18 protein-coding genes are annotated in these 19,864 nt (G+C 54.3%); 8 read left to right on the forward strand and 10 right to left on the reverse strand.

The window, feature by feature from the left end:
• Positions 1–15: 15 nt before the first annotated feature.
• Positions 16–639: a transcriptional regulator RcsA gene (gene rcsA / locus AAER43_RS14590; RefSeq protein WP_008500313.1), complete on the forward strand. Its 624-nt coding sequence runs from the start codon at positions 16–18 to the stop codon at positions 637–639.
• 102 nt (positions 640–741) lie between these two features.
• Here rcsA and dsrB read toward each other — a convergent pair whose 3' ends face one another.
• Positions 742–930, reverse strand: coding sequence for a protein DsrB (gene dsrB / locus AAER43_RS14595; protein ID WP_013097741.1), 189 nt, complete (start codon positions 928–930; stop codon positions 742–744).
• Positions 931–1,059: 129 nt separating this feature from the next.
• Between dsrB and yodD the strand changes: the two genes are divergently transcribed.
• A complete protein-coding gene (gene yodD, locus AAER43_RS14600) occupies positions 1,060–1,287 on the forward strand; it encodes a YodD family peroxide/acid resistance protein (protein ID WP_014884403.1) in 228 nt (75 codons plus the stop codon).
• Between the two features lie 301 nt (positions 1,288–1,588).
• Complete coding sequence (locus AAER43_RS14605; protein WP_050862554.1) at positions 1,589–2,389, forward strand: mannosyl-3-phosphoglycerate phosphatase-related protein; 801 nt, start codon at positions 1,589–1,591, stop codon at positions 2,387–2,389.
• On the opposite strand, the gene dgcQ is transcribed toward AAER43_RS14605, so the two are convergent.
• The 3 genes from dgcQ to AAER43_RS14620 form a co-directional block, all read right to left on the reverse strand.
• Complete coding sequence (dgcQ, locus tag AAER43_RS14610) at positions 2,374–4,074, reverse strand: cellulose biosynthesis regulator diguanylate cyclase DgcQ (RefSeq protein ID WP_050862553.1); 1,701 nt, start codon at positions 4,072–4,074, stop codon at positions 2,374–2,376. The two genes, AAER43_RS14605 and dgcQ, sit on opposite strands and share 16 nt — an antisense overlap.
• Before the next feature lie 73 nt (positions 4,075–4,147).
• The gene (locus AAER43_RS14615; RefSeq protein ID WP_008500307.1) at positions 4,148–4,330 is read right to left on the reverse strand and encodes a DUF2158 domain-containing protein; all 183 of its coding nucleotides are present in this window, start codon (positions 4,328–4,330) and stop codon (positions 4,148–4,150) included.
• Between the two features lie 78 nt (positions 4,331–4,408).
• Positions 4,409–5,320 (reverse strand): DUF808 domain-containing protein, encoded by a 912-nt coding sequence (locus tag AAER43_RS14620; protein ID WP_014884406.1) that lies wholly within the window; start codon positions 5,318–5,320, stop codon positions 4,409–4,411.
• 178 nt (positions 5,321–5,498) lie between these two features.
• On the opposite strand from AAER43_RS14620, the gene yedA reads away from it, so the two are divergent.
• The gene (gene yedA, locus AAER43_RS14625; protein ID WP_050862552.1) at positions 5,499–6,413 is read left to right on the forward strand and encodes a drug/metabolite exporter YedA; all 915 of its coding nucleotides are present in this window, start codon (positions 5,499–5,501) and stop codon (positions 6,411–6,413) included.
• Here the strand turns inward: yedA and AAER43_RS14630 are convergent.
• The 3 genes from AAER43_RS14630 to AAER43_RS14640 all read right to left on the reverse strand — a co-directional run bounded on the left by AAER43_RS14630 (position 6,385) and on the right by AAER43_RS14640 (position 9,035).
• Positions 6,385–6,876 (reverse strand): very short patch repair endonuclease, encoded by a 492-nt coding sequence (locus AAER43_RS14630; protein ID WP_023330822.1) that lies wholly within the window; start codon positions 6,874–6,876, stop codon positions 6,385–6,387. The two genes, yedA and AAER43_RS14630, sit on opposite strands and share 29 nt — an antisense overlap.
• Positions 6,857–8,272, reverse strand: coding sequence for a DNA cytosine methyltransferase (locus AAER43_RS14635; RefSeq protein WP_047027693.1), 1,416 nt, complete (start codon positions 8,270–8,272; stop codon positions 6,857–6,859). The genes AAER43_RS14630 and AAER43_RS14635 overlap by 20 nt, the downstream gene beginning before the upstream one ends.
• A 61-nt stretch (positions 8,273–8,333) precedes the next feature.
• Positions 8,334–9,035: a phosphohydrolase gene (locus AAER43_RS14640; RefSeq protein WP_047027700.1), complete on the reverse strand. Its 702-nt coding sequence runs from the start codon at positions 9,033–9,035 to the stop codon at positions 8,334–8,336.
• Between the two features lie 285 nt (positions 9,036–9,320).
• Between AAER43_RS14640 and ompC the strand changes: the two genes are divergently transcribed.
• The gene (gene ompC, locus AAER43_RS14645) at positions 9,321–10,484 is read left to right on the forward strand and encodes a porin OmpC (protein ID WP_045269260.1); all 1,164 of its coding nucleotides are present in this window, start codon (positions 9,321–9,323) and stop codon (positions 10,482–10,484) included.
• 59 nt (positions 10,485–10,543) lie between these two features.
• Here ompC and AAER43_RS14650 read toward each other — a convergent pair whose 3' ends face one another.
• On the reverse strand, positions 10,544–11,407 hold the full coding sequence (locus tag AAER43_RS14650; protein ID WP_014884412.1) for an N-acetylmuramic acid 6-phosphate etherase: 864 nt from the start codon (positions 11,405–11,407) through the stop codon (positions 10,544–10,546).
• Positions 11,408–11,571: 164 nt separating this feature from the next.
• Here AAER43_RS14650 and AAER43_RS14655 point away from each other — a divergent pair, with 164 nt between their 5' ends.
• Positions 11,572–13,188, forward strand: a complete 1,617-nt coding sequence (locus AAER43_RS14655; RefSeq protein WP_014884413.1) for a sensor histidine kinase — start codon at positions 11,572–11,574, stop codon at positions 13,186–13,188.
• Positions 13,185–13,904: a two-component system response regulator DcuR gene (dcuR, locus tag AAER43_RS14660; RefSeq protein WP_014884414.1), complete on the forward strand. Its 720-nt coding sequence runs from the start codon at positions 13,185–13,187 to the stop codon at positions 13,902–13,904. The genes AAER43_RS14655 and dcuR overlap by 4 nt, the downstream gene beginning before the upstream one ends.
• Here dcuR and AAER43_RS14665 read toward each other — a convergent pair.
• On the reverse strand, positions 13,885–14,844 hold the full coding sequence (locus AAER43_RS14665; protein ID WP_050862551.1) for an FAD:protein FMN transferase: 960 nt from the start codon (positions 14,842–14,844) through the stop codon (positions 13,885–13,887). The two genes, dcuR and AAER43_RS14665, sit on opposite strands and share 20 nt — an antisense overlap.
• A gap of 93 nt (positions 14,845–14,937) precedes the next feature.
• Positions 14,938–17,718, reverse strand: a complete 2,781-nt coding sequence (locus tag AAER43_RS14670; protein ID WP_050862550.1) for a flavocytochrome c — start codon at positions 17,716–17,718, stop codon at positions 14,938–14,940.
• 610 nt (positions 17,719–18,328) lie between these two features.
• Between AAER43_RS14670 and AAER43_RS14675 the strand changes: the two genes are divergently transcribed.
• Positions 18,329–19,837 (forward strand): anion permease, encoded by a 1,509-nt coding sequence (locus AAER43_RS14675; protein WP_074463534.1) that lies wholly within the window; start codon positions 18,329–18,331, stop codon positions 19,835–19,837.
• Positions 19,838–19,864: the final 27 nt, after the last annotated feature.

A 19,864-nucleotide genomic window follows, 5' to 3' on the forward strand; every position in this document is an offset into this window, starting at 1 on the left:
GAGTGAGGGTATGCCATGTCAACGATCATTATGGATTTATGCAGCTACACCCGGCTAGGGTTAACCGGGTACCTGGCAAGCAGAGGGGTAAGAAAGAGAGACATCAACGATGCACACACCGTTGACGAACTCGCAGCCGCTTGTGACGAACTAAAACCAGGCGTGGTGTTTATTAATGAGGACTGTTTCATTCACGATCCAGCCAACAGTCAGCACATTAAGCAAATCATTAATCAGCATCCAAAAACTCTGTTTATTGTTTTTATGGCGATCGCGAATATCCATTTCGATGAGTATTTGTTGGTCCGTAAAAATTTATTGATCAGTTCTAAGTCGATTAAGCCCGAGTCGCTGGATGACATTCTGGGTGATTATTTGAATAAAGAAGTTAAAAATGTAGGAGCGGTTAACTTACCCACCCTATCATTAAGCAGGACTGAATCAAGTATGCTGCGAATGTGGATGGCAGGACAAGGAACTATTCAGATCTCTGACCAGATGAATATTAAAGCAAAAACCGTTTCATCACATAAAGGAAATATTAAAAGGAAAATTAAAACGCATAATAAGCAAGTGATCTATCACGTGGTACGTTTGACCGATAATGTGACGAACGGGATTTTCGTCAACATGCGTTAGTGGCTTAAACCCCTTTGCACCCTACCTTTGATCTCTGGCCAGGCCAGAGATTTTTGCTTATGTGGGCGTTGTCGGGCAACCGTAATGCCACCCGACGCTGTGTTACTCCGCTTTTTCGACAAAAATGCCGTCCGGATGCCCCAGTTCATTAAAAAACCAGATGCCGAGCGGGTAGTCTTCCAGTGATACCAGGTACATTGTCCCCTCACTGAACTCTTCAATTGCCAGTACCACCCCCGGGCGGCGCGGCCCACCGTCCGTTTTAACGGTAACCCGATCGTTGACCTTCATACATTCCTCCTCTGGTTTTGAGCCAGTGTAGAACAAAACGCATGCGCTGACATCGCTGACGGAAGCGAATGCCGTTTTTGTGTGCGGTCTATACTTAACCGTGGACACGTTTATATGAGGTACCCCGTAATGAAGACCAACAAAGCGTATAGCGACACCATCAAGCGCGAAGTCGAAGTGGATGTCGATGCCCTGCTGGCCGCCATCAATGAGATCAGTGAATCCGAAGTACGTCGTGCAGAGGATGATTCCGAGAGGGTGATGGTGAACGGGAGGGATTACCATACCTACCGCGAACTGGCGGAGGCCTTCGAGCTTGATATACACGACTTTAGCGTGTCTGAAGCCAATCGATAGCGCGAAAAAAATCCCGGTCATGGGGATGGCCGGGATCAAAACTTGCTTATGCAAGAAGCACTTGAAAATTCGTTACACCAGGAAATCTGATGTACAAACCACACTATCCCCAACGATTTTGTCTGACAAGCATATATTCTTACGGCGAATATAATATTTTTAACATAATCATTTTTGTTATGAGCAATAACGCACGGTGAATGCGGCTTTGGCTGAATCGCGTCTTATAAAGACGGTTTTCCCTTCAGTATTTTTTTAAGAATATTCTTAGGTAGAGGCGCGTGCGCTTTCAGGAGTCATCATGCTTTCACTTCAGGGTCCCCTGCTGGTTTTTTCCGATCTGGATGGATCGCTTCTGGACATTCATACCTACGAGTGGCAACCCGCGATGCCATGGCTGGACAAACTGCAGGATTATCAGGTGCCGGTGATTCTGTGCAGCAGCAAGAGTGCCGCAGAGATGCTGGATATCCAACAGGATCTGGGCCTGGAGGGGTTACCTTTTATTGCTGAGAACGGCGCGGTCATTCAGCCTGATGTGCGCTGGGAGAGGGGGCAGCGCCAGATCACAGGGATGACGCATCGGGAAATTCATCCGCTTATTGAGCAAATCCGCCAGCAGGCAGGCTTTAAATTCGTCACGTTTGATGACGTGAACGAACGCGTCATCAGCGAATGGACCGGGCTGACGCGCTACCGTGCGGCGCTCGCACGCAAACACGACGCCTCTGTCACGCTCATCTGGCGTGATACCGACGACGCAATGGTCCGCTTTGAAGAGGCGCTGACGCATAGGGGTCTGAAATGTTTACAGGGGGCCCGTTTCTGGCACATTCTGGATGCACGCTGCGGTAAAGACGTGGCGGTTAACTGGCTGATTGCGCAGTACCGCGAGCAGGAAGATTGTGTCCCCACCACCCTGGGGCTGGGGGATGGCCCAAACGATGCGCCGCTGCTGGACAGCGTCGACTTCGCCGTGGTGATTAAAAGCATAAACCGCCAGGGCATTACGCTACAGAATGATAGCCCTGAACGGGCTTATCACACGCAGCTGAGCGGTCCCTTAGGCTGGCGGGAAGGGATGGATCACTTTTTCTCCTGATCGCTCCAGCACACCCGGTTACGCCCGCTCTGCTTGGCCTGATACAGCCTGTCGTCCGCGGCAGACTGCAGCTGTTCAAAAACATAGTTCTCTTTTTCCTGCGCGCTGGCGACGCCCAGCGAGGCGCTGATGCGAACAGTCGTGCTCTTTTTCACCAGGATCTCCCTGCTGTTGATGCGTGACCGGATGCGCTCCGCGACCCTCCTCCCCTCTTCCAGGCTGCTCCCCGGCAGGACGACGCAAAACTCTTCCCCGCCCACGCGCCCGGCAACGTCATTTTTGCGCAGCACGCTGGCAATCAACCCTGCGGCATGGGACAGCACTTTGTCACCCGCCTGATGCCCGTACTGGTCATTAATGCATTTGAAATGGTCAAGATCGATCTGTATCACCGTAAACGGCTGCCCCTGCTGTCGACAGTTCTCCGCAATCATTTTTGCGCGCTCAAACAGCGCGCCGCGGTTATTCAGACGCGTGAGGGGATCGTGCCAGGCCTGCCACTGCAGGGAGTGCTGGAGGGTGTACATATTGCTGACCATCCTGCGGATGACCAGCCATGAAACAAGCAGCATGGCGGTAAAGAGCGCCCACAGCAGGGCCAGCACAATACTGATACTGCCAAAGTCACCCTGTACGCCTTCGTGCAGCGTATGGACGCGTAAGATCACCCCGTCAAAATGATCGAGTCGCTCCCAGCTAATAAAACGGCTTCCAAGGCGAATTCCGCCTCGGGTGTCGTGTTCAATCGCGTGCGCAATTTGCGCCGTTTCAACCTCATCAAAGCGGTTCACCTGACTGCCGTCCACTTCTGACGTGGCAATCATGTTCAGACGCGTGTCATACAGTTGATACTCGCCCTCCGTCCGGTCCTGCGTCGCCTCAGTCAGCAGGCGTTTCATGGTGTGTATGGAGAAATCCATCGCTACCACGCCATACCAGTAATGCTCAAAATAGATGGGCACGCTCGCCGTTATCGTGCGCTCCCCATTGCTCCAGGGCGACGGCGCCGAAATAAACCAGCGCACCGCGCGCGCGCGATTGTGGCGTTCTGAGTGTAAGGTAAACCAGGGTTGAGTCACCAGAAAGTAATAGCGGGCGCTGATATCGTCAGCCATATCAGGCGTGTCTGTCGAAAGATAAAACCCCGCGCGGGAAACGTAGATAATCCGCTCTTCACTTTGCACACCCGACGAGGCCAGGCGCAGTAAATACCCCACTTCCAGCGCGGCAGAAATCTCATTACTGATACGCTCACTATCACGGTTAAGGAGCGTGGATTTTGCAACGAAGGCATCTGACACGCCGTTCAGGGGAAGGGTGCGTTTTTTATCAACGGCCAGCTGCCAGGTTTCATCCGTCCGCACGGCGCTAAAACGAGACACCGCATCGCGCAGGACATCAAACCCCAGGGGGGTCTGTAAGGCATCATGCATGCTGGTGCGGAAAAACAGCATTTTGTCCACGCTGTACTGCAGCTGACGGTCCAGCGACGTGGCGACCGTTTCGAGATGGTTACGCTGGCTGGAGATATACGCCTCCTCCAGGACCACCACCTCACGCCAGGTCAGGAGGGTGGAAAAGACAAGGACGACAAGAAAACAGAGATTAACGATTAACCCCGGATTGCTACGCTTATGCAGCCATTGCAGAAAATATTGTTTTACAACAAAGGTATCGCGCTGCACACACACTCCCTGATTACTGCCTTACACCCGGTACATGAGATAAAAACGCCCGGCAAAGCCGGGCGTTATGTGATTAAGCCTTGTCCCGCTTGTGCTGCCCGTCGCCCGGCTGAAGCTCATCTTCACGAAATGCTTCCCGCTTGATGCTATAGCCATCGTGCCACCGACACTCCACCATTCCGCTGGAATAGCCTGTGACAATCATACGTGGGCCACCTTTCTTAGGCTTAACTTCATCACTGACCAAAAAGACCATACCTGCCTCCTGTATCAGGGTGAAACTGTTTCAATTTAGACGAGGAATAGTCTTTTTGCATACCACAACAGGTAACAATTAGTGCGCCGAACCGCGCATTTTCTCGACCAGTTTCACCGCCGCCACCACGATAGCGCCAACGATAAAGCCCAGAACAAGATTAAGCAGCGTCGGCAGAATAGCGGCCACCACGCTCCCCTGCGCCGAGGAGAACTGTTCGATCGCATGGTGCAGCGGAGCAATGCCGTGGACCACAATACCGCCCCCCACCAGGAACATCGCCAGGGTGCCAACCACCGACAAGCTCTTCATCAACCACGGTGCCAGCGTCAGTAAGCTTTTACCGATGCCTTTTGCCACCGCGCTTGATTTCTCCTCCAGCCAGTAGCCGATATCATCCAGCTTCACGATCAATCCGACCAGACCGTACACGCCGACGGTGACCAGAATGGCGATGCCGGAGAGGATCAACACCTGATTGAGCAGCGGCGCATCGGAGACAATGCCCAACGTAATGGCGACGATCTCTGCCGAGAGAATAAAGTCGGTCCGAATGGCGCCTTTGACTTTATCGCGCTCGAAGGTTTTCGGATCCTGCGCGGCCAGCGCGTCCAGACGCTGCTGGCGCATCTCCGGCGTGTCGTTCTGCTTGCGTGCGCTGAAGGAGTGCAGGACTTTCTCCACGCCTTCAAAGCATAAAAATGCCCCGCCAATCATCAGCAACGGCGTGATGGCCCAGGGAATAAATGCACTGATCAGCAGCGCCAGCGGCACCAGGATCACTTTATTCAGAAACGAGCCTTTTGCCACGCCCCACACCACCGGCAGTTCGCGGTTAGCCCGTACACCGCTAACCTGTTGAGCGTTAAGCGATAAATCATCGCCCAGCACACCCGCGGTTTTCTTCGCCGCCAGTTTCCCCATCACGGAAATATCATCCAGTAAGGTGGCAATATCATCCAGCAATGTTAATAAGCTACTTCCTGCCAAAATCGTGATCCTTCTTTTTTTGGTAATTAAGTGAATAGTATGGAGCAAAAGCGCAAACGCGGAAACAGGCACCTCACGTCAACAAAAAATTCACATCAACTACACAATTAAAGGGCTCGCCAGCACGATAGTTTTCGCGTTTACTATCAGCGACCTTTTTATTTCGTCGTGAGGGATTATGCGTTTCCGGCAACTGCTACCGCTCATCGGGGCACTTTTTTCGCTTTATATCATCTGGGGTTCGACCTACTTTGTCATTCGCATCGGCGTGGAAAGCTGGCCGCCGCTGATGATGGCGGGCATTCGTTTCCTCTCGGCGGGCGTGTTGCTGCTGGCCTTTCTGCTGCTGCGCGGTCATAAGCTACCGCCGCTGCGCCCGATGCTCAACGCCGCCCTGATTGGCCTGCTGCTATTGGCGGTAGGGAATGGGTTTGTGACCATTGCCGAGCACCAGAACGTACCGTCGGGGATCGCCGCCGTGGTCGTTGCCACCGTACCGCTGTTTACCCTCTGCTTCAGCCGTCTTTTTGGCATCCGTACCCGCAAGCTGGAATGGCTGGGGATTGGCATCGGCCTGGCGGGCATTATTCTGCTCAACAGCGGCGGTAACCTGAGCGGCAATCCGTGGGGCGCGATCATTATTCTTATCGGCTCAATGAGCTGGGCGTTTGGTTCGGTATACGGTTCGCGTATCGAACTGCCAACCGGCATGATGGCGGGGGCGATTGAGATGCTTGCCGCGGGGATCGTGCTTCTGATTGCCTCCATGTTGACGGGGGAAAGGCTGACGACCATGCCGGATCTGTCGGGCTTCCTGGCGGTCGGGTATCTGGCGCTGTTTGGTTCGCTCATTGCAATCAATGCCTACATGTTCCTGATCCGCAATGTGTCTCCGGCGGTTGCCACCAGCTATGCCTACGTCAACCCGGTCGTGGCCGTGCTGCTCGGTACCGGGCTCGGCGGGGAAACGCTCTCTCCGGTTGAGTGGTTAGCATTAGGGGTGATTGTTTTTGCCGTCGTGCTGGTGACGCTGGGCAAATATTTACTGCCGGCGAAGCCCGTGATTACGCCTTGCGGGGCGGAGAAACCGTAAGCGCGTGGATCCCCTGTGTGTCGATCTGCGCGGTGTGTCCGCCGCCGCAGATCCACTCTTCCAGCCGTTCGCGCAGATCGGCATCGTTCAGTTTTAGCCGCCCTCTCAGCGCACACTCCCAGACGATCAGCACGCGCCAGCCCTGCGCGATAAGCGTGGTGAGATCCCGCGCGTCGCGCGCAACGTTCTTGCCAATCTTCTCCAGCCAGAAATCAGTGCGCGTTGCCGGAACTTTAAACAGATAACAGTCGTGATGATGCCAGAAACAGCCGTGGGTAAAGATAATGCACTGATACGCGTCGATGACGAAATCCGGTCGCCCCGCCAGCGCGGCATCCTGCACGCGGAAATCAAACCCCGCCTGCGTCAACAACCCGGCCAGACGCTTTTCAATGGCGGTATCACGCGTGCCGATGGCACGCATGTTTTTGCTGCGCGTTGCCTTATCGTGAACGTCCGTCATTGACGGCCTCACTCTGGCGGAGTGCCACCGCCTGCCGGATACGTGAGGCCAGCAGTTTTGCCACCGCCGCAAACGCGGGCACCACCACCGAGTTACCAAACTGACGGTATGCCTGAGTGTCCGACACCGGAATACGGAAACTGTAGCCCTGCGGCGTTTCAAAGCCCATCAGCCGGGCACATTCCCGTGGCGTGAGGCGTCGTGGACGGTGGAGCTGGTTTTGCGGATCGTCGAAATCCCTCTCGCCCAGCGCTTTATCCCAGCCTCTGTCGATCAGGATTTCCGCGCCGTCTTTATAATAACGAGCGGACAAGGTGCGGGTCACGCTGTGCGGATCGTGAGGATTAACCATGCCAAATCCGAAGCCGTTGCCTTTTGCCTGATGCTTTTTGGCATAGCGGTAGAGGTATTTCCACAGAACGGGCGTAAGGATAAATTTCGCGTCGACCACAGGCTCCAGCAGGTCGGCGACGGTTGGACGACGCTCGGGATACAAAGACGGAATATCCCGCAGGGTAAAATCTCCCTTCAGATTGAGATCGCGGCGGAAGCCGACCAGCACAATGCGCTCGCGATGCTGGGGCAGGAAATGTTTCCCGTCAATGATTTTTGGGTCATCCGCGCCCATATCCTCAGAATCGGCCACGTCGTAACCCAGCTCATCCAGAGTCTGCATGATAATGCGGAAGGTTTTTCCGCCGTCATGGCTCTTTAAGTTTTTGACGTTTTCCAGCACAAAGATGGCCGGGCGGCGGGCGTCAATGATGCGGGCCACATCAAAAAACAGCGTTCCCTGCGTATCGCAGGCGAAACCGTGGGCGCGACCGAGGGCATTCTTTTTCGATACGCCGGCCAGCGAGAAAGGCTGGCAGGGGAAGCCAGCCAGCAGCACGTCGTGCGCCGGGATCGTCTGACGAATATGCCCGGCGGCCTGTTCATCCGTGACGCCGCTTTTATGGCTCAGGGTGACATCACGGATATCGGCGTTGAAGTGATGTTCGTGCGGATCGCAGTACCAGTTCGCTTTATAGGTGCGTACCGCATGTTTGTTCCACTCGCTGGTAAACACGCACTGACCGCCGATGGCTTCAAAACCGTGCCGGATCCCACCGATACCGGCAAACAGATCGATAAAGCGGAATGCATAGTCCGGGTGCGCGGCAGACGGACGCGGAAGCAGGTTTTGCAGATAACGAAACTCACCGTCGCTCAGGCGGCGCCCTGCCCGCTCGCTGGTCAGCAGTCGCTTAAGGATGGCCGGGCTCCAGTGGCTATCACCGTGCGCTATCAGCTGGTTCGCCAGCGTTTTGACATCATAAATATCCAGCAGCTGGCGCAGTAATGCCTGCACCGTTGCCGTTGATTTCTCAGCCTGCTCTGGCGCGGGCCCTGTCACTGATCGATTTTCCTGCATTCTTTTAACCGGAGAATAAAGACTGGGAACAGATTACCACAGTTCAGTTGGGCAAACTGCGACAGAAGCGGTGCTGAATCTGGCTATCCAGCCCGATGCAGTCGCCCTGTAATTCGGCACTGAGTTTCGCCATAAAGTGAACGAGAAAATCGGCGTTATGTTGCGCGAGGTCGCGCCCGACGTCGGTTTGCATTGTATCAGGCAAGCGCAGCAGCTTAGTCTGAAAATGATCGAGGGCAAATGCCCGGTCATCCAGCGGGCGCGCATCGGCAAAGGGATCTTCCGCGTCAAACAGTGCCACGCCCAGCCCCCCCGAGACGGCAAACACGCGCGCCAGGCCAATCGCGCCCAGCGCTTCGAGACGATCGGCATCCTGGACAATTTTGGCCTCGATACTTTGCGGCGCAATACCCGCGCTGAAACTGTGCGCCTCGATGGCATGCTCCACGGCGGCAAAGCGATCCGGCGGAAAGTCCGGGAAATCGCGGTGCAGAATGTCCCGCGTTTTGCGCGCCGCCAGACGCGATGACTGACTGCGTTCAGGATGATTTTTCGGCAGGCTAACGATGTCGTGAAAATAGCAGGCGGTCAGGACCACCAGCGGATCGGCCTGATGATGAATCATTATTTTGCGGGCCGTCATCCAGACGCGTCGGAAGTGCGAAATATCATGCGCACTGTCTTCGCTGGCGTGATGTTCATCAAGCCAGGATTCAAAACGCTGCTGCCACTGTATGGGTTCCATCATTCTATCCTGTGACGAAAACAGGCTGTGGATTATAACACAGCCGAATTAAATGATTTAAAAAATAGAAATGAGAAATACTTAATAATAATTATGCGCAATGTATTCAGTTCATTAATTCACATGAAAAATAATGAGAGCCTTAGAAATATTTTGCAATATTTTTACCGATTTAATTACATTTATTTTTGAACCAAAATAACAATCCATAGAATAGTATCAAAATCGTAATTACGGAGGGTGATTACATATATTCATATAAATTATCTTTAAAGGGAATATATAATGAAAAGAAAAGTTCTGGCAATCCTGGTACCCGCATTATTAATGGCTGGCGCAGCAAATGCGGCTGAAATCTATAATAAAAACGGCAACAAAGTTGACCTGTATGGCAAAGTTGATGCGCGTCATACCTTCTCTGACAACCCTGGTGACGACGGCGATGAAACCTATGTACAGGTGGGTTTCAAAGGCGAAACTCAGATTACTAATGAGCTGACGGGTTACGGCCAGTGGGAATATAAAACCTACGCCAACGATACTGAAAACGCAGGTGGTAACTCTTTCAACCGTCTGGCGTACGCTGGCCTGAAATATGGCGAATACGGTTCATTTGATTATGGCCGTAATTATGGCGTGGTGTATGACGTTGAAGCCTGGACCGATATGCTGCCAGTATTCGGCGGTGATTCTTACACCTGGACCGATAACTTCATGAACGGCCGTGCTAACGGTCTGGCAACCTACCGTAATAGTGATTTCTTCGGTCTGGTTGAAGGTCTGAATTTCGCGCTGCAGTATCAGGGGGCGAATGAAGATCAGTTTGCTCAAGAAGACCAGGAAGGCACCAAAAACGGTCATAAAGACGTACGCTTCCAGAACGGTGACGGCTTCGGCATGTCTACCTCCTATGACTTCTCGGGCGATCTGTCCGGCCTGAGCCTGGGTGCGGCGTACTCTTCTTCTGACCGTACTAACAAACAGGAAGCAGCAGGCCAATACAGCGCGCGTTTTGCGAGCGGTAAAACAGCTGAAGCGTGGACCCTTGGCGCGAAATACGACGCCAACAACGTCTATCTGGCGATGATGTACGCTGAAACTCGCAACATGACACCATATGGTGATTATGGTATCGCGGATCAGACTCAGAACTTCGAAGCGGTAGCACAGTACCAGTTCGACTTCGGCCTGCGTCCATCCCTGGCATGGGTTTACTCAAAGGGCAAGGACATGGCTTATCCTGGCAATGCCAGCAACCCGCAGGGTCAGCATGGTGACATGGACCTGGTTAACTACATCGACCTGGGCATGACTTACAGCTTCAATAAAAACTTCTCTACCTATGTTGATTACAAAATCAATATGCTGGACAACGATGAAAGCTTCTACGAAGCAAATGGTATCTCTACCGACGACATCGTTGGCGTAGGCATGACCTACCAGTTCTAATTCCCCAAAAATACTAAAGCCCGCACTCGCGGGCTTTTTTTCATTTATAAGAGCCGAATTTACGGCGCTTCCTGCAACGCCACGCGAATAAACCCGTTATTCTGCGCCAGCAGTTCGTGGGCTTTCCATGCATCCAGCCCGGTCAGTACCATCAGGACTGCCGTTTTACAGTTATGGTTACAGCTCTCCAGCGCGGCTTTTGCCTGCGCCCGGGTGCAGCCCCCCGCCTCCATCACAATGGCAATTTGTCGTTCGGCCCATTTGGTATTGCGTGCCTCCAGATCCACCCGCAGGTTGCTGTAAACGCGCCCGGTCCGCACGGCCAGCCCGGTGGTGACCATCGAGAGGATCATTTTTTGCGCAATACCCGCTTTGGTATTGCTAAAGCCTGCCACCACATCAGCTCCCAGCGCCGGGGCAATTACCATGCTTGCCAGCTGCGCCGCTTCACTTTGTGCATCACCGGTTATGATGGCGACCATAGAGCCCAGCGACCATGCATGGCGCATTGCCCCCCAGACCCACGGCGTTTTTCCGCTAACGGTAACCGCCAGCATCATATCGTGTTCACCAAACTTAATGGCCTGCAGATCGGCAACGCCACGCTCGTAGCTCCCTTCCCCTTCCTGTGCCGTCACGGCAATCACAGGGGTTTTGCCCGGCGCATATTCATCGGCAGCCTGTTGTGCGACACGGCCAGACGGCCCCGCCCCAACAATAACCAGACGGCCCCCGTGACTAAGAGTTGCCGCGGCGTTATCCACCACGCGGGCGATCGTCGTTAAACAGGGGGATATTGCAGCGGAAATGAGTGCATCTTCCTGGTGAATGACCTTCAGCATGTCCAGCGTGGACAATCTATCAATATTCATCGTGCTGGCGTGCCGTCTTTCCTTGACCGAACCGGTAAGCATAATGCTCATAAACAGCCTCCTTATTATGAGTACCCACACACTATAAAGTGTTTTATATGGATGACCTGCGAGGAGGGTCACGAAAAGAGGACCAAATCCACGCCTTTACATGGCTTTAAGAAACGCTCGTCATCAGCGATAATTACCCCTTTGTTAATCATCGCGGAGTATTGATGAGCGATTTGCAGCCTTTCCTTCTGACGCGCAAGCGCCCCATGAAACTGAACACGCTGGTCACGTTGATGGTATGCGCGATTATTGCCTCTGTGCTGCTTCTGGTCTTTGCGCTCTACTCCGTTCAGATCACCCGGGCCACCCGCGATGATGTCAAAGACACCGCACTGGGTATCGCCCGCACGCTGGCCGACAGCCCGGAGATCCAGCGAGGCCTGATGCAGTCCCCGCAGGCCGACATCATTCAGCCCATCGCCAAAGCGGTCACCCAACGTAACGATCTGCTGCTCACCGTGGTGACCGACATGCGCGGTATTCGTTACTCACACCCGAACGAAGCACTGATTGGTCTGCATTTTATTGGCAACGATCTGGAACCCGCCCTGGAAGGTAAAGAGAATGTCTCGGTTAACCGGGGCGCCCTCGCCGAAGCGCTTCGCGTCTTTACCCCGGTTTATGACAGCCAGCACGATCAGATCGGGGTGGTGGTGGTCGGTATCTCCCTCAAAAAGGTGGAAGACCAGATTGCCCGCGGGCGGCTGAATGCGCTCTGGACGATATTATTCAGTATCTTTATGAGTTCGATGGCGATTTGGGGCCTGGTGCGGGTGCTGAAGCGCATTCTGTTCGGCCTCGAACCCTACGAGATATCCGCCCTTTTCGAACAACGTCAGGCGATGCTGCAGTCGCTTCGCGAAGGCGTACTGGCCGTCGATATTCACGGGCGCGTGACGATGATCAACCACACCGCCAGAGAAATTTTACTCCTGCCCTCCGGCAAGCAAACGGAAAACGCCAGCGCACCACTTTTAGCCAGCCTGCGTGAGATTTCAAAAACCGGCGTCGCGCGCCAGGATCAGGAGATCAGCTGTAACGGTCGGCTGTTGCTGTGCAACATGGTGCCGGTCAAAAGCCAGGAGCAGGTCATCGGGGCGATCGCCACCTTCCGCGATAAAACGGAAATCAGCCAGCTGATGCAGCGCATTGATGGCATGGTCAACTACGTCGACGCCCTGCGCAGCCACACGCACGAGTTTATGAATAAACTGCATGTGATCCTTGGCCTGCTGCATATGAAGCGCTACGACAAGCTGGAGGAGTACATCATCCAGACGGCGCATAATTACCAGACGGATATCGGTACGATCCAGAGCAAGGTAAAATCGCCGGTCATTGCCGGGTTCCTGCTGGGTAAAATCAACCGGGCAAAAGAGGCGGGCGTCACCCTGACGCTGGCAGACGAAAGCCAGATACCGGATACCGCCAGCGAAGAGCAGGTCGCGGTGTTGATCACCGCGCTGGGTAACCTAATTGAAAACGCGCTCGACGCGATGGAAGGACAGCAGGAAGGCGAGATCGGCCTGCTGCTGCATTATCAGAATGGCTGGCTCAGTTGCGAAGTCAGCGACGATGGCCCCGGCATTGATCCCACTCAGCTGGAGGCTATTTTTACTAAGGGCTTCTCAACGAAAGGTGAAAACCGCGGCGTTGGGCTGTTCCTTGCTCGCCAGCAGATTCAGAACCTGGGCGGAGAGATCTCCGTGGAGTCTGAGCCTGGCGTCTTTACCCAATTTTTTGTTCACATCCCCTGGGATAGCGAGAGGAATATCGCGTGATAAATGTATTAATTGTCGATGATGACGCCATGGTGGCCGACCTCAACCGTCTGTATGTCAACCGTGTTGAAGGCTTTAGCTGCTGCGGTGTCGCCTCCACGCTCAACCAGGCGAAGGCCATGATTAACGACCCCGGTCAGCCGGTCGATCTGGTGCTATTGGATGTCTATATGCAGCAGGATAACGGGCTGGATCTGCTGCCCGTGATTCGCGCGTCCGGCCGCCCGATCGATGTCATTATGATCTCCTCGGCCGCCGATGCCGCCACGATCCAGACCTCTATCCACTACGGCGTGGTGGATTACCTGATCAAACCCTTCCAGTTCCCGCGCTTTGAAGAGGCGCTCAACGGCTGGAAAGCGAAGCATAACCTGATGGAATCGCATCCGTATTATGAACAGGCCGACGTTGACCGCCTGATCCACGGCGGAGCGCCGGAGCTGGCGGACAGCAAAAAGCTGCCGAAAGGGTTAACGCCGCAGACGCTGCGCACGATCTGCCAGTGGATTGACGCCCACCCGGAGATGGAGTTTTCCACCGATGACCTGGCGAGCGCGGTGAATATCTCCCGCGTGTCGTGCCGCAAATACCTGATCTGGCTGGCGCAAATCAACATTCTGTTCACCAGCATTCACTACGGTGCCACCGGGCGGCCAGTGTATCGTTACCGTCTCCAGCCGGAACAGACGGGGCTGCTTAAGCAGTACTGTCAGTAACGCGGTAGGTATTATCCAGCAACGTAAAGCGGAAGTGGTGCATCGATGAGATCACCACTTCTTTTGTTTTGGTCACAAAAATGGCTTCAATATCCGGGCGAGAGCGCAGCACCGCGCAGCCCTTCTCTATGCCCATGCCGTACATCAGCGTGGTCCAGATATCGCCGTCGATAGACTCTTTTGACACGATGGTGACGCTGTCCAGCGCGTTGTCCAGCGGGTATCCGGTGCGCGGATCGAGAATATGGTGATAGCGCTTGCCGTTTTGCTCAAAGAAGCGCTCGTAGGTTCCTGACGTCACCACGGAGCGGTTTTCCACCGTCATCGCGCCAATCAGCGCGTCGCTGACGAACGGTTTTTTCAGCCCGACGCTCCAGCCCCCTTCCGGTGAGCCCAACGTCTGGATATTTCCCCCCAGGTTGATGAGTCCCCGCTCGGTCCCCTCTTTGTGCAGGTAATCCCGCACCCGGTCAGCGATATAGCCTTTGGCGATGGCGCCCAGGTCGATCTCCATGCCTGCTCTGGCCAGAAACACGCTGCTCTGCGCCTCATCAAGGATGACGTCCTCAGGACGGGTAATCGCCAGCAGCGCCGCAATGTCATCAGCAGGCGGAACGCTGTCACCCCGGAAACCAATTTTCCAGCGCTTCACCAGCGGGCCTATCGCCAGGTTAAAAGCGCTGTCCTTGAGCAGGCTTGCCGCTTTTGCACAGCGGATCAGCTCGAACACCGGTCGGCTGACGATGACCGGATGCTGCCCAGCCGCGTGGTTGATGTCCATCACCTGCGAGTGGGCACGGTTGACGGTAAGCAGATCTTCATACTGTTTGATGAGTCGAAACACGCGGGAGGCGAGGGCTTCGTCATGGGTGAAGAGTTTCAGGAGGATGGGGGAACCCATCAGGACGGCGGAGTAACTGTAAACACGGTTATCTGACATGCATGTTTCCTCAGATGTAGCCCCGGCAGGCACCGCGCCGCCGGGGAAATCGCCGGATAACGTTGCGTTTATCCGGCCTACAACACAGGTGCTTTATGCCATTTTTGCGCGCATCGCCGCCTGATGTCCGGCAAGGGTACCAAAAATAATGATGTCTGCCACCGCGTTACCGCCGATACGGTTACCGCCGTGGATCCCGCCGACCACTTCACCCGCAGCAAATGCCCCTGGCAGCACGTTGTGGTTGCTGTCCAGCACGCAGGTTTCAGTGTTGATGGTCACACCGCCCATGGTGTGGTGCACGCCCGGCGCAATCTGAATGGCGTAGAACGGCCCTTCATTGATTGGCGCACGCAGCGCGGTGGTACGGCCAAAATCATCGTCGTGCTGTTTCTCGACAAAGCCGTTGTAGCGTTCCAGCGTTGCCAGGAAGGCGTGATGATCCATGCCCAGCGCTTCGGCCAGGGCTTTTGGTGAGCTGGCGCTGGTCACGAACCCTTTGGCGATGTACTCATCCGCAGCTTTGTTTTTGGCGCGTACGTGTTCATCAAAGACGATGTAAGCGTATTTCTCTGGCAGCGCGATGATCTGCGCGGAGACTTTGTCGCGGGTCGACATTTCGTTGTAGAAGCGCTCCCCTTTCTGATTGACCAGAATCGCCCCGCCGCCGCGGATGGATTCGGAAATCAGGTACGAGGTTTTCTGCTCCACGGTGGGGTGAATCTGAATTTCGCCCATATCCACGGTGCCCGCCCCGATGCGCTCCAGCAGTGCGATACCGCCGCCGGTGGCCCCTTTATGGTTGGTGGTGACGAATCCTTCCAGGTCCGGACGGTATTTCACCACCATCTGGCTGTTGGCGCTGAAGCCGCCGGTCGCCACAATCACGCTTTTGGTTGCCACGATGACGGTTTCATTCTCTTCGGTCGTCAGGCGCACGCCGGTCACTTCGCCGTTTTCGAAAATAATGTCACTGACGGAGGTATCCAGCATCACCTCGATGTTGCGTTTGTTGACGTTACGCACCAGGCCGCTGATCAGATAGCCGCCTACTGCAGAACCGTCTTTTGGACGGTGAGTACGGTCGATGCTCATCCCGCCGGTGGTGGTGATGTCGTTGAGCATAATGCCGCGGGTTGCCAGCCACTCAATTGCTTCCGGTGCGTTCTCGACAAAGCGACGCAGCAGTTCCGGGTTGTTCTTGTTACCGCCGCCTTTCAGGCTTTCCTGGTAGAACAGCTCTTTGCTGTCCTGAATACCCTTCACGCGCTGGAAGCGAGTTTCAGCGGCGTTCATCCCGGCAGAAGCTTTGATGGTGTTACCGCCGATGGTTGGCATTTTCTCGACAATCAGCACGCTTGCGCCTTCGTCGTGCGCCTGAATCGCCGCCGCCAGACCGGCACCGCCGCTGCCCACGACAACCACGTCAACGCTGCGGGTTTCGTTCGGGTCAACGCCCTCCTCTGCCGCCAGCGCTTTACTGGATTTCAGCATCGCTTTAGAAACCGCTTTTTTCACCGCTTCACTCTGGCTGGTTGCGCCGGTGATGGCATCCACGTGCGGGGTGTTGGCATCCAGAATGCGGGTACGGATCTCTTCGAAGCTGGTCACAAACTCAACGTCTTCGCTTGGGCCGTAGGCCAGCGCGATGTCCGCAATGCGGTCGGTTTCCAGGCTGACGTTAATCACCAGCTCGTTAGCGTCGTCCTGCACTTTCTCGATGAAGGTACCCGGTTTGAATTTAGACTCGCCCATGCTCATGTCGCGGATCATCGCTTCCACCAGCGAGAAACGCCACAGCGGTTCCGGAATGCTCAGCTCCTCGCGTTTGGTGCTGTCCATAAACAGTTCAAGGCTTTCGCCAGCCGCAATGCGGTCTGTCCAGTCCGGATAAGCGATGGTGGCGCGGCCAACGGCAATCAGGTCGTAACCGTGGTCCAGCGCGTCATTCACGTCTGAAGCATTCACCACGCCGCCCACGCCCATGACCGGAACCTGCGCCAGCGTTTCTGAACGCATCGCGCAGTATTTTTCGATGAGCGGGGTCGGGTCCTGGGTGTCAACAATCGAAGGACGCAGAGTTGCACCGACGGAGAAGTGCAGGTAATCCACGCCGCGCGCGGCCAGTTTCTCCAGCAGGTACATGGTGTCTTCAAAACGGATGCCCGGGACTTCCAGCTCTTCAGGGGAGAAGCGGTAACCAATGATGAAGGCATCATCCGCGTACTGGCGCACCATTTTGTGCGTAATGTCCAGCACTGCCAGCGGGAACTTCGCGCGGTTGTCGCGGCTGCCGCCCCACTCGTCATCGCGCTGGTTAGAGTTCGGTGAGTAGAACTGCTGAATCAGGTAGGTGTTGGCCCCGTGGATTTCCACGCCGTCGAAACCGGCCTGAATGGCGCGACGCACAGCTTCCCCAAACTTGCCGATCATTCCTTCTACTTCTTCGGCGGTCAGTGCAACCGGCGTTGCGGCACCGTCACGCGGTGCGGCCACCGCGCTTGGGCCAACCGGGGTACGGCCACCAATCAGTTTTGGGTCAACCATACGGCCGCCGTGGTAGATCTGCAGCAGCGCTTTCGAACCTTTGGATTTAATCGCCTCTGCGATTTTCGCCAGCCCGGCAATTTTCTCGTCGTTATCAATACCGATGGCGCCCGGGAAGGCGAGACCGAGATCGTCAACGAAGCAGCACTCCACGATGATGGTACCGATGCTACCGGAGCGAGCCCGGTAGTACTCCACCAGCTCACTGGTGACAGTACCGTCATAGTAGCCGGTACAGGTGGTCATCGGGGCCATTAACAAACGGTTTTTCAGTTCAGTGCCATTCGGTAATGTGAAGGGGCTAAGAATGCGTTCGTTAGTGCTCATAATAGAAACTCCAAACTTTTAAAATTAAGAATTCGTTATCGGGTTTAATTTTTAAATTGGTTGTTATTTGCCGATGTCATGATACTAATATAATGATTTTTTTAGTTTCTAAAGCCATTACGTTAGTTAAAAAACTATTTAATCCCTGAGATAACAGAAATAACACAATGGTGTTAGTGATAATAATTCACCCGTTTACAATAATTTAAAATACGTTAAATAAATATTGGTCATACCAATTTCACTTAACCATAAAAACATCAATAAAATCAAATAATAAAAAGAATACCAAATTTTGTATTGTTACAAGAATGATAAAGAAATCGATAAAAATAAATAATAACCCCTACGCCAGAGTGGTTATTAATAAAAGCACAAAAATAACGCTGCACTTCTGTTTTTTTGATCCTGATCAATAGTTGCAGCATCCAAAAGCGCAATATAAAAACATCATCAATTTTTAATTTAACGCACACAGAAAGGCGTTAAATCGTTATTAATGAAAAAACCAAATCGCAACTTTAATAACTAAAAAAAGCAAAGAAACTTAAAAAAACACATTTGGTTTTTTCTGCACCACCGAATTTTTGACAACTTAAGACGTGAAACTATGAATACAAAAACCGCTGTAACGCCCCCAGTGGCGAACCAGGCATCAAATGGAAAAGCGAAACGACTGCTGATGATGGCGTTGCCCGTCATCGTCGCCGTACTGCTGCTGTTTGTTCCGGTACCGGAAGGTTTACCGCCTTACGCGTGGCACTACTTCGCTATCTTCGTTGGCGTGATCGTCGGGCTGATCTTCGAACCACTGCCTGGCGCGGTGATTGGCCTGACCGGCGTGGTCGCCATTGCGCTGTGTAGCCAGTGGGTGCTCTTCAGCCCGGAGCAGCTGGCAGATCCAAAATTCAAGCTGGCAGGCGCCTCCTTCAAATGGGCGGTGAGCGGGTTCGGTAACTCAACGGTCTGGTTGATTTTCGGTGCCTTTATGTTTGCCGCAGGCTATGACAAAACCCGCTTCGGCCGCCGTCTGGCGCTGATTCTGGTAAAATATCTCGGCCGTCGCAGCCTGACGCTCGGGTATGCTATTACCTTTGCAGACCTGCTGCTGGCACCGTTTACCCCGTCCAATACGGCGCGCAGCGGCGGGACCATCTACCCGATTATCGCTAACCTGCCGCCGCTGTACGGCTCAAAACCCAACGACCCAAGCGCGCGCAAAATTGGTTCTTATCTGATGTGGGTGGCTATCACCGCGGCCTGTATCACCAGTTCTATGTTCCTCTCCGCTCTGGCGCCGAACCTGCTGGCGCTGGCGCTGGTGAAAAGCACCGTTGGGATTGATATCTCCTGGGGCACCTGGTTCCTCGCGTTCCTGCCGCTGGGCATCCTGTTGATTCTGACCATGCCGCTGCTGGCCTACTGGTTCTACCCGCCTGAAGTGAAAGTGAATAACGAAGTACCGCTGTGGGCGACCCGCGAGCTGGAAAAACTTGGCAAACTGTCGCGCAATGAGATCCTGCTGCTGGTCTTCGTGTGCTGTGCGTTGCTGATGTGGATCTTCGCCGCGGCGTGGATTGAACCGGCCATGGCTGCCCTGTTAATTGTCGGTCTGATGCTGTGGACCGGTGTGCTGGAGTGGAACGATATCACCGGTAACAAAGCCGCGTGGAACACCTTCGTCTGGTTCGCCACCCTGGTGGCGCTGGCGGATGGCCTCTCCTCTACCGGCTTTATCAGCTGGTTAGGTAAAGAAGGCGGTCTGCTGATGAGCGGTATCTCTCCGGGCGTGGCGACTATCGTCCTGCTGCTGGCGTTCTACCTGCTGCACTACCTGTTTGCCAGCACCACCGCACACACCACCGCGCTGCTGCCCGCGATGCTGACCATCGCCTCTACCATTCTGGGCATGAATATGGAAGTGTTCGTCCTGCTGATGGTGACCTCGCTGGGTGTAATGGGGATCATCACCCCATACGGTACCGGCCCAAGCCCGATTTACTACGGTAGCGGCTACCTGCCAACCAAAGACTACTGGCGCCTGGGCACTATCTTCGGTGCCATCTTCCTGGCGGCCCTGCTGCTGATTGGTTATCCGTGGATGTCGATGATGTTCTGATTTCTGACCGCCGGGGTCTTCCTCCGG

Source organism: Enterobacter sp. FUJ80071, assembly GCF_038739915.1.
Lineage (GTDB): Bacteria > Pseudomonadota > Gammaproteobacteria > Enterobacterales > Enterobacteriaceae > Enterobacter > Enterobacter kobei.

What these genes read in the sequence shown, in the direction of transcription:
- yodD (WP_014884403.1), top strand. Translation starts at nt 1,060, where the DNA reads ATGAAGACCAACAAAGCGTATAGCGACACCATCAAGCGCGAAGTCGAA.
- dsrB (WP_013097741.1), bottom strand. Translation starts at nt 930, where the DNA reads ATGAAGGTCAACGATCGGGTTACCGTTAAAACGGACGGTGGGCCGCGC.
- AAER43_RS14630 (WP_023330822.1), bottom strand. Translation starts at nt 6,876, where the DNA reads ATGACGGACGTTCACGATAAGGCAACGCGCAGCAAAAACATGCGTGCC.
- AAER43_RS14670 (WP_050862550.1), bottom strand. Translation starts at nt 17,718, where the DNA reads ATGAGCACTAACGAACGCATTCTTAGCCCCTTCACATTACCGAATGGC.
- AAER43_RS14650 (WP_014884412.1), bottom strand. Translation starts at nt 11,407, where the DNA reads ATGAGCATTATGCTTACCGGTTCGGTCAAGGAAAGACGGCACGCCAGC.
- AAER43_RS14665 (WP_050862551.1), bottom strand. Translation starts at nt 14,844, where the DNA reads ATGTCAGATAACCGTGTTTACAGTTACTCCGCCGTCCTGATGGGTTCC.
- AAER43_RS14675 (WP_074463534.1), top strand. Translation starts at nt 18,329, where the DNA reads ATGAATACAAAAACCGCTGTAACGCCCCCAGTGGCGAACCAGGCATCA.
- ompC (WP_045269260.1), top strand. Translation starts at nt 9,321, where the DNA reads ATGAAAAGAAAAGTTCTGGCAATCCTGGTACCCGCATTATTAATGGCT.
- AAER43_RS14640 (WP_047027700.1), bottom strand. Translation starts at nt 9,035, where the DNA reads ATGGAACCCATACAGTGGCAGCAGCGTTTTGAATCCTGGCTTGATGAA.
- AAER43_RS14615 (WP_008500307.1), bottom strand. Translation starts at nt 4,330, where the DNA reads ATGGTCTTTTTGGTCAGTGATGAAGTTAAGCCTAAGAAAGGTGGCCCA.
- AAER43_RS14605 (WP_050862554.1), top strand. Translation starts at nt 1,589, where the DNA reads ATGCTTTCACTTCAGGGTCCCCTGCTGGTTTTTTCCGATCTGGATGGA.
- AAER43_RS14655 (WP_014884413.1), top strand. Translation starts at nt 11,572, where the DNA reads ATGAGCGATTTGCAGCCTTTCCTTCTGACGCGCAAGCGCCCCATGAAA.
- rcsA (WP_008500313.1), top strand. Translation starts at nt 16, where the DNA reads ATGTCAACGATCATTATGGATTTATGCAGCTACACCCGGCTAGGGTTA.
- yedA (WP_050862552.1), top strand. Translation starts at nt 5,499, where the DNA reads ATGCGTTTCCGGCAACTGCTACCGCTCATCGGGGCACTTTTTTCGCTT.